Here is a 13,630-nt window from a genome sequence, read left to right as displayed (position 1 = left end):
GCGCTGGCGGGGGCATGCGCGGCATAGGGGCAGGCCTGGCCACAGTCGCGCCCCAGGGCGGCACAGCCGCGGCAGTAGTCCGGCCCCGCGCCGAAGTGCCAGGCGGCGCGGAGCCTCAGGCGTTTCCCTCCGCAGCCACTGTCCGGATGGGCAGCAGGGCGCGCTCCCAGAAGGCGCTGGCCATTTCGTCGAGGTCCATCAACCGCTCCACCGCCTCCGGCGAGAGCGGCAGCGGCTTGCCGGCGGCGTCGCCGATCCCCTCCCAGGCGGTGACGGCATGCCGCGCCAGCGCCTTGGCCAGGAAGGCAAAGGCGAGGCCGCGGGCGAGGTCGGGGTCCATCGCCGCGTCGGCCTCACGCAGCGCGGCCAGCCGCCGCTGTGCGGCGGCCTGGGCGGCGGCCATGACGGCCGTGGTGACGGGCCGGATCTCCACGCGCACGCCGCGCGGCAGGTCGAGCCAGTAGGGCTCGGTGGGGAGGTCGAGGGTGAGCATGGAAATTCGCCTCTTCATGGGTTATGTAGGTTATGCAGTTTAAGGAGCGCGACCGATGCCCGAGCCGATGCTCAAGGTGGGCGCTGCCGAGGCCCAGCGGAATTTCGGCCTCTACCAGGACAAGGCTCTCACCCAGCCCGTCGCGATCACCCGCAACGGCCGTCCGCGCACGGTGCTGATCTCGATCGAGGAATACGAGCGCCTCAAGCGGCGCGACCGGCAGGTGTTCCGGACCGAGGACGCGCCGCAGGAGATCGTGGACGCCATCCTCGCGGCGCGGCCGCCAGAGGAGAACAAGCGCTTCGATCATGAGGTCTGACACGCCGGCGCTGCCGGCGGTCGGCGACGTGATCCGCTACGCCTATTTGTGGAGCCATGAGCACGCGGCGGGACGCGAGGAAGGGTCGAAGGACCGTCCGTCGGCGGTGGTGGCCCTGATCCGCAAGGAGGACGGCCAGGACGAGGTCGTCGTTCTGCCCCTCACCTCAACCCCGCCCGCGGAGCCTGGTGCGGCGGTCGAGATCCCGGCCGAAACGCGTGCACGGCTGGGGCTGCAGCGCGAGCCGTGCTGGGTCGTGGTGACCGAATACAACCACTTCGTCTGGCCCGGGCCCGACCTGCGTCTGACTGAGGGCGGAACCGGCACATTCACCTACGGCCCACTGCCTGACCGCGTGATGGCGCAGATCCGGGCTGCCTTTGCGGGGTGGCGGCAGAAGCGCCGCGTCACGGCCGTGCGGCGCACCGAGTAGTCCTCACGCATACACCGCCGCAGCCTGATCGTTCCGCAACACCGCGGTCATCATCCGCGTCGCCGTGGCGTTGAAGGCGGCGCGGAAGTCGAAGGTCGCCTCCACGCCGGCCGGCCCCTCGATCGGCGTCTTGGCGAGCGCCAGGTAGACCTCGTGCAGCGTGAAGGTGAGGCTGCGGTTGCCGTTGATCGTGTAGGCCAGCGCGAATTCCGCCGCGGTGCCGTCCTGCGCCTGCGTCAGCAGCGTCGTGTTCTCGAACCGCACGGTGATCTGCCCGGTGGCGCGCGTCACACCCGGATCCACGCCCTCCACGCGCCGGTCGGCGCGGATGGTGCGGACGAGCTCCATCCCGTTCGCATAGGTGAGCCGCGCGCCGGTGACCTGCGCCAGCGCCGCGCCATTCCGTGCAATGCTGCCCTGCGCCTTGTTGAACAGCGTCAGCGCGTGGCTCGTCGGTGTGCCGGCGCCGCTCGCCCCGCTGCGTGCTGAGCCCTGGCCCATCAGGCCTAGGGTCGCCGTCGCGGGGCCGGTCGGCGAGAAATCCAGCTCGAGCGTGTCGGCGCGCACCCCCGCGCAGACATCAAAGCTCGGCACGTCGGGATAGGCGATCTCGATGCTGTTCGACGGCAGCGCCGCCGCGCCGGATGCGAAGGTGTGGATGAAGTTCGGCGAGGTGCCGGTGGTGGTCGGCGGCCCGAGCAGCAGCCGCAGCCAGTGGCCGATATTGACCAGGTCGACCGGCACCACCGCCTGGCCGCGCACGGTGACGGTGTCGAGGAAGGGTGCCGCGGGATCGCGGTTGGCGCCCACACCGATGATGTCGTTGTCGAGCAGCGGCTGCTCGGCGCCGAGGTCGATGGAGAGGAAGGGCATGCGGCGCCAGTTGCCGCCGGGCGCGGTCCCATAGACCGTCTCGGGGAAGGTGTGGACGCGGCAATTCGCGCCGATGGCACGGGGCATCGGAGGTCTCCGGGATCAGGATCGGCAGGGGTCAGGCCAGCGGCGAGCCGGCCACGGTAAAGAACAGGGTGACGGGCACGCGCGCGGCGCGGGCGGCGGCGGCGCCCTCGAATTCCACGTCCTCGAAGTCCGGCGCGCCTGGCTGCGCCCACTCCACCGCGTCGCCGAGCGTGCGGTCGGCGGTGATGGCGGACGCGACATCCACCAGCAGTGCATCGAGCAGGGTGGCGCGCGCCGCCGGCGTCGCGCCGGCAACGGTGACTTCGACCTCTGCCCGGTGCTCGATGGCCCAGGCGAGCGGCGAGAGGATCGCGGTCTCCTCCACCGTCTCGCCGTCGCGGACCACGACGAGCCCGCCGGCCGGCAGCCGCTGCGGTATGGTCTCACCGCGGAGGATTGCGGGAGCCGGATTTCGTGCGGCCAGCATCGTCTGCAACCGGGTGTGCAGCGCCGCGATGGCGGCCTCGCGCGCGCTCATGCCCAGCCCAGCAGTTGTGCGACGAAGCGCCCTGCGACCCAGGTGAGCGCCAGGCCCAAGCCGACGCTGACCCAACCCAGCACGGCGAGGCTGGCGATCAGGAAAAGACTCGCGCGTCGTGTCATGCGGCTGTCCTCCCGCTCTCGCGTTCCCAGGCGGCAACGAAGCGCCGCGGGAGCCGGCGCAGCGCGCGCTCGGCCGCGCCCTGCACATCCAGTCGCTTGGCGAGCGTCACCTGGGGCAGCAGCAGGAACATCGGCACGAAGCCCTGGGCGAGCAGCGATTGCTGCCACGCCGCCGCCCCCTTGCGCCGGGCGGTCGCCACCGTGGCGAGGCCCCCCGCGACCAGCGGCGCCCGGCCGCGCCCCGTGCGCGAACCCTGCCGCACTGGCAGGCACCACACGAAGCCCCGCCCGGACTTGAACGAGCGGAGAAAGCCCTGCCCGGAGGCGACCATCTGCGCCGGGCTGACCCGCGCCTTGGCGCCGCGCCGCCCGCCCTGCCGATTGAAGCCGGTCGGGATGGCGAGGAACTTCCGACCGCCCTTGGGGCGGATCAGCGCGCCGCGCTCGAAGGCATCGATCACGTTCGGCAGCTTGGTGAACACCAGCCCAGCCGGCCGCAGGGACTCCCCCGACTTCGGGAAGACCTGCGAGCGCCAGGCATTGGCGACACCGCGGGCGTTCCCGCCAAAGGCCGACATCACCTGCTGGCGAAGCTCCTGCTTGACCTGCTCGGTCTCAGCGCGGACGGCGGCCTTGGCGGCGCGCTCGCCGGCGCGCACCTCCTCGGCCAGCAGCCGGCGGAGATCGCCCGTGATCGCCGCGACGAGCTTCACGGCGAGCGCCGGCAGAGCACGCGCCAGGCGACGCCGGCGGCGTCGCGCTCGGCGCTCTCGACCGTCAGCAGGTCCGCGCCGATGGTGAAGGTGTCGCCCGCCGCGAGGCCCGGCAGGACGGCAATGCCGACCGCCAGCACGTCGGTCGCCTGCAGCAGCGCCGTGTCGAAGGCCCCGGCCATGCGATCCGGGCTGGAGCGCAGGACGCGGAGGTGCACGGGCGCCCCCGTCCCACTCGCGCGATAGGTCGCCGCGACGCCAAGGTTCGGATCCGCGGCGAGCACCGCCAGCGCCTCATCGAACACGCCCATGGCGGATCATCCCAGCCCGAACCAGGAGGCGAGCTTCGCGCCCACCGCCGCGCCGACAATGCCGCCCGCCGCCGCCGCGCCGGTGGCGGGGATCGCGGGCGAGGCGCCCGGCACCCCGGCGGACAGTGTGAGCCGCGCCGTGAGGCTGGCCATCGCCTTGACCAGCTCGGTCACGGTGCGGGTGAGCTCGCGCATGTCCTTGTCGCCCTCGGCGAGCCGCCGCTCGATCTCGGTCAGGCGCGTGACGATGGTGCCGAGCTCGCGGTCATGGTCCGTCATCCGGTGATCTCCCGCTGCCGCCGCAGCCGCTGGTGGATGGTCCAGGCCGCGACGCCGATCACCGCGACGGCGACGCCCCAGGGGCCGAGTGCGCGCAGCACCGCGGCCAACCCCTCGGCATGCGGCGCCAGGGTGGTGACCGCATCGACCACGGCCGCCGCCGTGACGCCGGCGACCACCGAGCCCGCCGCGGCGCGGACGGTGCCGCTGTGGGCGAGGCCGGGCTGGACCAGCCCTGCCATGCGCAGGCCCTCGGCGATGACCTCCGGCGCGTAGGGCTGGCCGCCGAGTTCGTGGCGGATGATCGCCTCGACCAAGCCGCGCAGCGTGGCCGCGTCGTGCAGGTCGATCGGATCGTCGAGGCCCACCGCCAGGCGCTTGGCCACCGCGTCCTGGTAGGCGCGGGTGTTGTTCTCCGTGCTCGGCGCCCAGCGTGCGACGATGCCGCGCACCGTGCGCAGCCCGTGCCGGTCCTGGTAGCTTTGCAGCAGCAGGGCCAGCGCGCGAATGCCGTGCTGGTGCGAGCGGAAGCGGCAGAAGCGCCCGTCCGAGGGCGGGTCCTCGAGGCCGAGCCACTTGTTCGCCGCGACGTGCTCGATGTTGCCGGGGTTGCGGTTGCGATAGCCCCGCGCGGCCTTGGGATCGCCGCTCATGCGCCGGAGGCCGGGACGCGGGCCAGCATGACGCGCACGGTCGTGTCGGCGGCGAGGGCCGCGACGGTCACCACCCCGACCTGGAAGTTGCCGGTCGCGGTGGTGGTGAGGCGGCGGTTGGTGTTGTCCCAGAAGACGCGAGCGCCGGCGGTCATCGCCTGGGTCGGGTCCTTGGCGAGCTCGAACTCGCCGCGGGTCTCGCATTCGACGGTGGTGTTCTGGGCGGCGTCCATCGCCGCCACCCCGAAGAAGGCGCCGACCAGCATGCCCTGGCCGGAGAGCACACCGCTGGCATAGGGCACGACCATGGGGATGGAGCGTGCGTCGGGACGGATGCAGTTGCGCATGGAAGGGTCTCCTGAAACGCCGAAGGCGCCCGTGGGGGCGCCCTCGACGAAGCTGCTGTGGTGGTGAGAGGGATCAGGTGCCGGGATTGAACCAGGCGCCGCGCCAGTCGATGGCGCCGACGCCGAAGTCGAAGATCACGCTGACCTCGACGCCGTCGGCGCCCTGGACGGGCCCGGTGGTGACCTGCGGCCCCTCGGCCCCGTTCAGATAGCCGTAGACATAGACCGGCGAGGCAAGCGGGTCGGAGAAGAGGTACCAGCGGTTCGCCCCGATCAGCGGCTCGACCAGCGGCTGCACGAAGCCGGCGTAGACGTTCGCGTTCGAGATCTGCGTCGCCGCCACCGCGACGGTGAGCTGCCGCGCCGCGAGCTCCTGGTTCGGGCCGACCAGCAGGCGCATGGCGCTGCCGATCGAGATGGGCAGGCCGTCGAGGGTCTTCTGGCGCATGATGGCGGCGCGACCCGCGGCGAGCCCGGCGAGGTCGAGCGCCGAGCCGGCACTGGCCTTGTTCGCCCGCGCCGTGGCGGTGCCGAACACGGTGGCGTTGCCGGTGGTCAGCGTCGGGCCGTCGCCGTTGCCGGAGTTCACCAGCTGGTAGGCGGTGGCGTTCTCGAACTCGGCGACGCGCCGGCCAATCGCCGCGGCGAAGTCGGTGAAGGCGCCGAGGTCGTCGTTCACCAGCATCGGCCGCGTCACGCGGATGCGCCGCGCGAAGGTCTGCAGGACGACGATCTCCTGGCTCTCGGACATGGTGCCGACCTGGATCTCGCCATTCTCCAGCAGCGGCAGCAGTGTCGGGAAGTCGCCGACGCGGAGGTGCCGGTGCGGCTTGAAGTCGCGGAAATCGCGCCGCAGGAAGATCTGCCGGTAGGTCGGCTGCGCGGGCGCGTAGGCCGCGAGCAGCATCTTGTTGGCCGCGGCCGAGAGCAGCGCGGGGAAGTCGCTGGTGGTGTGGAAGGCGCGCTCGGCCAGCAGCGTTGGGTTGCGCGGCGGGTTGCGGTCACCGCGGCGGGAGAGAAGCTCGCGCAGCATGTCGGAGGGGCGCCAGCCCATGAACTCGGCGTGGCGGCCGGCGCCGGGGCCGGTGCTGGGCGGCTGGTAGCCGGGCATGGAGCGAGCGGCCAGCGCCTCGGCCATGGCGTCCACCAGCATGGCGGGGTCGTCATGGCCCGGACCCGTCTCTGGGCGTGCCGGCAGGGAGGGCCTGGGGGCGGCGGCCACCATGGCGTCGAAGAGCGCGCGACGGGCCTGGTCGGCAGACCAGCCGCGTTCGACGGCCTCGGCGCGGATGGGCGTGATGCGGTCGGCCGGAACCAGGGCGCGGGCGGCCTCGATCGCGGTGTCGATGCCGGCGATGCGCTCGCGCTCGGCGCGCTGGGCCTCGGCGCGCACCGCGTCGAGGTCGGGCGCCGGTGCGGGCGCCGCGCGGGGCGGCTCGGGGGGCGTGGCCGGGGCGGGGCTGGTGGTCACGGTGGTCTCCTGGGGCGGGGTGATGGGCGGCGACGCGGCAGGCGGCGCCGACGGGGCAGCAGCCGGCTCGGCCGGCGTCATCTCGGGCATGGTGGGTTCCTCATCAGGCAGGGCGGGTTCGATGGCTGGCGCGGGGAGGCCCTGCTCCCCCTGCGCACGGACGGCGGCATCGCGGTCCACGGGGACCGGCACGACGGAGATCTCGAAAGGCTCCCAATCCACTGCGCGGTGGATGGTCTCGCCGGTGGCATGGTCGGGCCTCGGTTCGTAGCGGTGCACGCGATAGCCGACGCTCACCGCGCGCAGCGTGCCGTCGGCAATCCGCTGCCAGACCGGCTCCACATCCGCCGCCGTGCTGAACCGGAGCGTGGCGTGGCCGCGACCGGCCTTGATGCGGGCGGCCACCACACGGCCCAGGACGTCTCGCGCATCACCGCGCCGGTGCGTGTTCAGCACCGGGGCCTGGCCGGAACGCAGCGCGTCCATGCGCACCGCATTAGGCGACATCTCCAGCTCCTCGGTGATGAGGCCGAGCGCGGGGACGAAGTTGCGGGCGCGGGCGCCGGTTGACCACACCACCTCGACGGTGCGCGCGGCACGGTCGACGGTGGCCGGGGCGGTGATGGCGCGCTGAGCCACGATCGACTGCCCACCGGTGGGAACCGGCACGGCCGGGGCGGGCCGATCGGACGCAGCGGCAGGTTCCGGTGCGGCATCGCTGCCGCCCGGCTCGGTGGTTTCGGACATGCTGGATTCCTGCTGGCTGCGCTCAGGGCGCGGCGTAGCCCTGGGCGTTGACGTAGACCTGCGCGCCCGTGGTCATGCAGGCGACGTTCACCGCCGTCGCCGCCGTGCCGCGCAGCGGGGTGGGAAAGACGATCTCGACCGGCGCAGCCATCGCCGCCGGCAGCAGCTGCCGCCAGATCACCGTGGCGCCATCCTTGATCACCACCTCGGTCGCGACCGTGGCGTGCGCGTTCCGGACGTCGATGGAGGTCACGTAGTTCCGGATGCCGGCGGCCGCCGCGGCCTTGACCACCACATCCGCCGTGCCGGTGATCCCCCCCGCGGCGCCGGCGTACTGCCAGTCCGCCTCCGGAATCGAGAAGGGCTTGATGACCAGCGCGCCGATCAGCGTCGCCAGCAGGTCGACGCCGCGCGCCGTGGTGACCGCGCTCGGGTTCGCCGAATAGCCCGTGGCCGCCAGCACCGGCACCGTGCCCGCCGTGTTGCGCGCCTGGCCGCCCACGACCACCGGGGCGCTCAGGATGTTCACCCCCACCCCCTGGCCCGCAGCCAGGCTGCCGCGCCCGGCCGTGATGGCGGTGGTGAGCTCGGCATAGTCGGAGAGGGTGACGAATTGCAGCCGCACCTCGGTGCTCGAGGCCGCATCGGCGTTGCGGCTCATGCTCGCCCAGCCGTTGTTCACATAGGCGCCGGCGAAGCTCGATCCGACCAGGTCGAAGCTGTTCGTGTTGATGACCGTGATCGTGAAGGTGCCGTTGGCGCTGGGTACGCCGGCCACGTTCTCCAGCGTGACGCTGTCGCCGGTGGTGTAGCCATGCGAGGCGCGCGTGACCCGCACCAGGCCGCTGCCATTGTCGGCCACCGCGGTGATGCCGTGGAACACCTGCCGGTTCCGCACCCGCAGGCGCAGCTTGTAGAGCGCGTTGGGGTCGGGCAGCTGCTGCTGGCGCAGGTAGGAATGGGCGCGCTGGCCGGTGGCGTCGAGCAGCCGGGTGTGGAAGTAGCATTCCTCGTTGGTCGGCTCGAGCTCCAGCATTGACCAGCCGGCCGGCGCCGTGGTCGGGATGGTGACGCCCGAGGTGGTGCCGAGCCGGGGGGAGCCGTCGCCGGCGACCTCGTAGTTGGCCAGCGTGGCGCTGGTGCCGTCGACGCGCCAGGCGGCGATGTTGCGCTCGTCGGGCAGGCCGGTCTCGCGGTGGACGCTGACCAGTTCGATCCAGACGGTCTGGCCGGCGATGCGCTGGCTGAGGTTGAGCGCCACCATGACGCGCAGCGGCATCATGAAGGTGGCGCGGCTGAGCAACACGACCTCGTCGTCGAGGGTGGTGCCGGTGGTGATGCGCGCGGTGCCATCGGCGACCGTCAGCGCCATGCCGGAGCCCCGCGTCAGCAGCTCCCAGCGGCGCTCGTCGAGGGCACTGCCCACAAAGCTGTCGCGGAAGCGCCGGCGCATGGACTTCACGCGTAGCATATCCTCCGTCCAGTCATAGGCGCCTGGGATCATGCGGGGGCTCCTGGGGTGGTGGCCGCGCCCGTGGCGGCGATCTCGATGGCGGCGAGCTGGGCGGCGTCCTGGGCGGCGCCGGACTTCGCGACGCGGCGCGGATCGCTGTCGAGGGAGAGGCCGGCCTCGTCGAGCAGGGCGCTGGCCTCGCGGATCATCTCCACCACCTGGCGGAAGTCGTAGCCGAAGGCGCCCACTGCCTCGGGCTGCGGCACGAAGCCGGCGCGGACCTGCGCGATGAGGGCGGTGGTGTCCTTGAGCGGGTCGATCATCTCGTGCGCGGGCGGGACATGGGACAGCCCCTCCGGCACCTCCGCACCCCACAACCCGAGCAGCGCGCCCTGGGCGTGGAAGCGGTCTGCGATGGGGCGGACCAGCATCGGGATCAGCATGCCGTACTGCACCTGCTCGCAAAGCCGGCGGAACTCGATCTTGCCGGCGCGCAGGCTGGAGTAGTTCGCCTGGGTGAGGTCGCCGGCGACCTGGTCGTAGGTCAGGCCGGTGCCCACCGCGGAGGCTTCCAGGGCCCGGCGCGCGAAGGCGGCGTGGCTGCCGCCGCCCGAGGGGTTCACCACCTCCACGCTGCCCATGCCGCGGCGATACAGGATCATCCCCGGCTCGAAGCTCTCCACCGTGCGGCCTTGGGCATCGCGCAGCAGGCCCGACGCCGGGCCCGTCATCGTCTCATCGCCATCCTCGGACACGACCGCCGCGAGGCAGGCCTCGATCTTGGCCTTCATCAGGAGGGCAGCCTCATAGTCGCCGAGGTCACGCAGGCGGGTCAGCACGGGCGCCAGCCAGGAGACGTCGCGCAGCTGGCCGGGCCGGCGCTTGCGATAGATGTGCAGCACGTCGCGCGCCGGCACGCGCTGGCTGCTGAGCCAGGTGGCTCCCCCCGGCAGAAGCCAGGACGCGCCGGGATGCACGCGGTGTAGCCAATAGCCGACCGGCTCGCCCGCCTCGCCCAGGCCGATGCCCTGCAGGGTCGGGACGCCTTCGATGACGCCCTGCCGTGCTGTGTCCAAGTGGTCGCTCTCCAGCACCTGGAGGCGGAGGCCGATCGGGTTCGCCGGCGTGATGTCGGCCGGCAGGAGGCGCATGAAGCATTCGCCGCTCTCGACCACCGCGCGCATCACCAGCGCCTGAAGGCCATAAAGGTCAAGCCGCCCCTCGGCATCGCAGGCCGTGCTGTCGGACCAGCGGCGCCAGGCCTCGGCATGGGGCTTGTCCGGCCAGCGGGTGGTGATGCCGGCGCCGATGGCGTTGCCGGTCCAAAGGTCAACGATGCGCGTGGCGTAGGGGTCGTTGCGGACCGCATCGCGGGCGCGGCGTGCGACCGTGGGAGCGGCGGCACCGACCTCAGCCGTGGCGCTGCCCCCAGAGGGCGCCCAGGCAGAGGCGCGGTGGTCCTGTGCCGCGGCATAGCCGCGCAGCGCGTTCCAAGCATCGCGAAGACGCCCCATCACCTGGTTCCCTCGCGCGAGAAGCTGGCGAAGGTCACGCTGGGGCGGCGTGCGGCGGTGTTCTCCGCGGCGTGTAGCACCGACAGGGCGCGCCCAAGTTCATCCAGCGAGCGGTATTCCACGGTGCGCCCGTCGAAGGTCACGCGCGTGGTGCCGCCGGTGAAGGCGGCGGCCAGCACGGTGGCGCGGGTGCCGGCGGGCTGTGCAAGTGCCCAGGCGAGGACGGTCGGGTCCATGCTCGTCCTCCTTCAGCGAAGCCAGCCACTGCGTGGCGCGAGCCAGCCCCGCGGGCGCTGGCTGTCGGGTGCCGGCGTGGCCGCCGGCGGCTGTGATGGCAGAGCGACATTCCCGGCGGCGGGAACCTCGCTGGTCCGCAGCGGCGCATCCGCCGCCTCATCCCGCAGCCGCGCCCAGAACTGCTCGCCGTAGCGATCCGCGCCGAGCAGCCAGAGCGCCGCGCGAGCCAGCACCGCGCAGTCCAGCGCCTCATTGCGTTCCCGCAGCTTGGCCCATTCCTGCCGGGCAAAGCCGCGGCGATCCTTCGTGGTGCGCAGCTGCTCCGCAACCAGCTGCTTGACCCATTCGACATCGATCGCCCGCGGCAGATGCACCCAGCCGGGCGGCAGCTCCTCTGCGTCGCCGCGGCCGAGCCAGAGACGCCGGTAGAGATCGGCCTTCCAGGTGGAGACCGACACCGTCCAGAGTTTCAGGCCGCGCCGCAGCTTCTGGCCGTTCACCAGCGCATCCACTGGCGTCGGGCCTTGGACCGGCTGTGCCCGGTTCCAACCGTCGATGCCCTTGGTGGGCGCGATGCGCGGATCCCGCAGGCGGCGCAGGTGGCCATAGACCGCCGCCGTGTCCCGGCCGCCGGTGTCGACGCAGAGGCGGGCGATGCGCATCGCACCGCCACCGTGCCGGGGCCAGTCGCGCGCCAGGAGCTTCGCCAGTTCGTTCCACGGCTCGCGATCCCGCGGGCTGCCGGGGATGACCACGTGATCGACCAGCCAGGACGAGAAGCCCTCGGCCCAGCCCCAGACATCGCATTCCAGGCGATCGTCCTGCACGTCGACGCCGGCGGTCAGGACCAGCGCACCGGTGGGCACGACGCCCATCCGGAAATCCTCGCGGCGCTCGACGAGCCGTTCCCAATCCGGGGCCTCGCCCTGCTCCTGCCAGGTCTCGCCCAGCACGGTGTTCTTGAAGGTCTTGATGTCCTCGGGCTTGCCCTGGGCCGCCTCCCAATCGCGGGCGATCTGTGCCCAGGAGAGCCAGCCGACGGGCGAGTACAGCGCCGAGATGTGAAAGCCGATGGTGTGCGGATCCTGGCCCTCGGCCGTCGCGCGCCATTCCCCGCCGCCGAGCATGGCGGTCTTGTCGTGCTCCTGCATGGGGTGGTCGCAGGCCGAGCAGTGATACCGCGCCGTCTCTGGCGCACCCTTCTCCCAGAGCAGCCGCTCGAAGCGCAGCCACTGCATCTCGCCACAGGCCGTGCACGGCACGAAGAACCGCCGCTGGTCGGAGGCGAGGTATTCCCGCTCGATGCGGCTGCGCCCGGCGATGGTGGGCGTGCTGACCAGGAACGCCTTGCGGCGCCAGCCGAAGGTTCGGGCCCGGGCCTCGGCCAGGGCAATGGGATCACCCTCGCCGGCGACGTCGCCGGGATAGGCGTCCACCTCGTCGAGAAAGAGGAAGCGTGCCGTCATCGAGCGCAGCCCGACCGCGCTGTTGGCGCCGGTCAGGACCAGAATGCCGCCGGGGAATTCCTTCGACAGCATGGTGTTGCCGCTGTCCCGCGCCCGGGCCGGCGCGACCCGCTCCCGCAGCGCGGGCGTTTCCTCCAGCAGCGGGTCAATACGCTGGCGCGAGAAGCGCTTGGCCAGCTCCACGGTCGGCTGCACCGCCAGCGCCGGCGCCGGCACGTGGTGCATGATGTAGCCGAGCCAGTTGTTACCGCTCTCCGTCGCGCCGACCTGCGCCCCCTTCATGAACACCACGCGCCGGGCAGGATGCACCGCCGAGAGCGCGTCCATCACGTCCTTGAGGTAGGGCGTGCGGCTGGTGCGCCAGGGACCGGGCTCGGCCGAGGCCCGGCTGCCGAGCATGCGATGGCGCTCAGCCCATTCCGAGACGGTGAGCTGCGGTGGTGGGCGCAGCATCGCGCCGACGCGGCGGCGCACATGCTCACGCGTCCGGGGGCCGATCTCTGCCGGCGGCGCTGCCGCCGAGGGCTGCGGGATCGAAGCGATCTGCGGCCTCCGTCAGCAGGTCGTTGATGTGGCTCTGCAGGATGGTCTGCAGCAGATGCGGATCGACGCTGATCTCGGCGGCGATCAGGCCGGAGACGCGGGCGGGCCAGTTCAGCAGCGCGTCGCGCATGGTGCTGCCGATCTCATCGAGCGCGGCGTTGGCCTCGGCAACGTCCAGCAGGCGGCGCTTGGTCTCGTCCAGCGAAAGGCGCTGCGCCTCCACCTTCAGGGCGAGTTGCGCGACCTTCAGCCGCGCGAAGGGCGTGCCGTCCGCGCCCGCGCCACTGGCCAGGGGCGAGCGGGCGGGATCAGCGGTCTCCACCAGGCGACGGCGGGTTTTGTCGATGTCCCACTGGCCGTCCGGCTCGCGGGCGATGCGGCCCGCACGTTCGGCCTTGTGGATGGCGGTGTCGCTGACGCCAAGGCGGCGCGCGGCCTCGCGCGTGGAGGCGGTCAGTTCCGGCATGGCGGCGACTCTGCCTCCCATCGCGGAGCCGCGATGGGGGCCCGCAAGCCGCCGCGCGTGATGGCGATGCCGGCCTTCTCAGAGGGGACGAAGGGCGCGCTGGCGGGCGGCTTCAAAGGCGGTGATGGCGGCGGACCAGTCCAGCGTGGCGCCGTCGCCGAGCATCTGCACCGGCGCGAGGGCCACGCGGCGGCGCGACCAGTAGTTCCCGTCGAGTGTGGCGAGCCAGCCTGCCAGCCCCTGTGCGGCAAGCGCCGCGGCGGCGGCCTCGATCTCGGCTTCGCTGGGCGGCGCGGCGCGGCCCATCGTCACGTGCCGCCCGTCCTGCGCCAGGATGATCCAGCGTCGCTCGGAGGGCATCAGCCCTCCTCCTTCTCGGTCTGCCAAGTGGCGTAGTCCACCGTGGCGAAGATCCCGCGCCCGTCGCTGGCGGTGCAGACCTGAATGGTGGCGCGTCCCACGCTGTCGGTGCCGCGCGGCGCGGTGGCGAGAAGCTGCTGCCAGGCGGCGCGATCCTGCGGGCCTTCGGCCGTTTCGTGCGGGAGGATGGTGGTGCTCATCGTCGTCTCCGTCTGGCGGGGCGGGATGCCCCTGCGCGTGACGGACGATTCGCGCTGTGTCG

General features: G+C 72.3%; 19 protein-coding genes. 2 read left to right on the top strand and 17 right to left on the bottom strand.

The genetic code is table 11. The annotated features are described in order from the left end of the window. Window positions 1-115: 115 nt before the first annotated feature. Complete coding sequence (locus tag FHS88_RS19295) at window positions 116-493, bottom strand: hypothetical protein (RefSeq protein WP_184487132.1); 378 nt, start codon at window positions 491-493, stop codon at window positions 116-118. 55 nt (window positions 494-548) lie between these two features. Between FHS88_RS19295 and FHS88_RS19290 the strand changes: the two genes are divergently transcribed. Both FHS88_RS19290 and FHS88_RS19285 read left to right on the top strand, forming a co-directional pair. After that, entirely contained in the window at window positions 549-812 is a 264-nt protein-coding gene (locus FHS88_RS19290) for a type II toxin-antitoxin system Phd/YefM family antitoxin (protein ID WP_184487131.1), read from the top strand. Further along, window positions 802-1,245, top strand: coding sequence for a hypothetical protein (locus FHS88_RS19285; protein WP_184487130.1), 444 nt, complete (start codon window positions 802-804; stop codon window positions 1,243-1,245). Before FHS88_RS19290 ends, FHS88_RS19285 begins: the two co-directional genes overlap by 11 nt. Window positions 1,246-1,248: 3 nt before the next feature. Here FHS88_RS19285 and FHS88_RS19280 read toward each other — a convergent pair whose 3' ends face one another. From FHS88_RS19280 to FHS88_RS19210, 16 genes are all read right to left on the bottom strand, one after another. After that, entirely contained in the window at window positions 1,249-2,205 is a 957-nt protein-coding gene (locus FHS88_RS19280) for a phage tail tube protein (RefSeq protein ID WP_184487129.1), read from the bottom strand. Between the two features lie 31 nt (window positions 2,206-2,236). Further along, window positions 2,237-2,683, bottom strand: coding sequence for a hypothetical protein (locus FHS88_RS19275; protein ID WP_184487128.1), 447 nt, complete (start codon window positions 2,681-2,683; stop codon window positions 2,237-2,239). Beyond that, a complete protein-coding gene (locus FHS88_RS21160) occupies window positions 2,680-2,808 on the bottom strand; it encodes a hypothetical protein (RefSeq protein ID WP_272872853.1) in 129 nt (42 codons plus the stop codon). Before FHS88_RS21160 ends, FHS88_RS19275 begins: the two co-directional genes overlap by 4 nt. Next, window positions 2,805-3,521, bottom strand: coding sequence for a DUF6441 family protein (locus tag FHS88_RS19270; protein WP_184487127.1), 717 nt, complete (start codon window positions 3,519-3,521; stop codon window positions 2,805-2,807). The genes FHS88_RS21160 and FHS88_RS19270 overlap by 4 nt, the downstream gene beginning before the upstream one ends. Further along, window positions 3,518-3,832, bottom strand: coding sequence for a head-tail joining protein (locus FHS88_RS19265; protein ID WP_184487126.1), 315 nt, complete (start codon window positions 3,830-3,832; stop codon window positions 3,518-3,520). Before FHS88_RS19265 ends, FHS88_RS19270 begins: the two co-directional genes overlap by 4 nt. Window positions 3,833-3,838: 6 nt before the next feature. Continuing rightward, window positions 3,839-4,111, bottom strand: a complete 273-nt coding sequence (locus FHS88_RS19260) for a hypothetical protein (RefSeq protein ID WP_184487125.1) — start codon at window positions 4,109-4,111, stop codon at window positions 3,839-3,841. After that, on the bottom strand, window positions 4,108-4,764 hold the full coding sequence (locus FHS88_RS19255) for a structural protein (RefSeq protein ID WP_184487124.1): 657 nt from the start codon (window positions 4,762-4,764) through the stop codon (window positions 4,108-4,110). Before FHS88_RS19255 ends, FHS88_RS19260 begins: the two co-directional genes overlap by 4 nt. Next, window positions 4,761-5,111, bottom strand: coding sequence for a DUF2190 family protein (locus FHS88_RS19250; protein WP_184487123.1), 351 nt, complete (start codon window positions 5,109-5,111; stop codon window positions 4,761-4,763). The genes FHS88_RS19255 and FHS88_RS19250 overlap by 4 nt, the downstream gene beginning before the upstream one ends. A gap of 73 nt (window positions 5,112-5,184) precedes the next feature. Then, on the bottom strand, window positions 5,185-7,329 hold the full coding sequence (locus tag FHS88_RS19245; RefSeq protein WP_184487122.1) for a prohead protease/major capsid protein fusion protein: 2,145 nt from the start codon (window positions 7,327-7,329) through the stop codon (window positions 5,185-5,187). A 22-nt stretch (window positions 7,330-7,351) separates the two neighbouring features. Continuing rightward, entirely contained in the window at window positions 7,352-8,833 is a 1,482-nt protein-coding gene (locus FHS88_RS19240; protein WP_184487121.1) for a ubiquitin-activating E1 FCCH domain-containing protein, read from the bottom strand. Further along, window positions 8,830-10,296: a phage portal protein gene (locus FHS88_RS19235; protein ID WP_184487120.1), complete on the bottom strand. Its 1,467-nt coding sequence runs from the start codon at window positions 10,294-10,296 to the stop codon at window positions 8,830-8,832. Before FHS88_RS19235 ends, FHS88_RS19240 begins: the two co-directional genes overlap by 4 nt. Beyond that, complete coding sequence (locus FHS88_RS19230) at window positions 10,296-10,532, bottom strand: phage head-tail joining protein (protein ID WP_184487119.1); 237 nt, start codon at window positions 10,530-10,532, stop codon at window positions 10,296-10,298. The genes FHS88_RS19235 and FHS88_RS19230 overlap by 1 nt, the downstream gene beginning before the upstream one ends. 12 nt (window positions 10,533-10,544) lie before the next feature. Then, window positions 10,545-12,398 (bottom strand): phage terminase large subunit family protein, encoded by a 1,854-nt coding sequence (locus FHS88_RS19225; protein WP_338146673.1) that lies wholly within the window; start codon window positions 12,396-12,398, stop codon window positions 10,545-10,547. A 79-nt stretch (window positions 12,399-12,477) separates the two neighbouring features. Then, entirely contained in the window at window positions 12,478-13,008 is a 531-nt protein-coding gene (locus tag FHS88_RS19220) for a MerR family transcriptional regulator (protein ID WP_184487118.1), read from the bottom strand. 78 nt (window positions 13,009-13,086) lie between these two features. Further along, on the bottom strand, window positions 13,087-13,368 hold the full coding sequence (locus tag FHS88_RS19215; protein ID WP_184487117.1) for a hypothetical protein: 282 nt from the start codon (window positions 13,366-13,368) through the stop codon (window positions 13,087-13,089). Continuing rightward, window positions 13,368-13,568, bottom strand: coding sequence for a hypothetical protein (locus tag FHS88_RS19210; RefSeq protein ID WP_184487116.1), 201 nt, complete (start codon window positions 13,566-13,568; stop codon window positions 13,368-13,370). Before FHS88_RS19210 ends, FHS88_RS19215 begins: the two co-directional genes overlap by 1 nt. Window positions 13,569-13,630 lie beyond the last annotated feature (62 nt).

This window comes from Neoroseomonas alkaliterrae (genome assembly GCF_014199195.1).
Classification (GTDB): Bacteria; Pseudomonadota; Alphaproteobacteria; order Acetobacterales; family Acetobacteraceae; genus Neoroseomonas; species Neoroseomonas alkaliterrae.
This window is presented reverse-complemented; position numbering and strand designations above follow the sequence as displayed.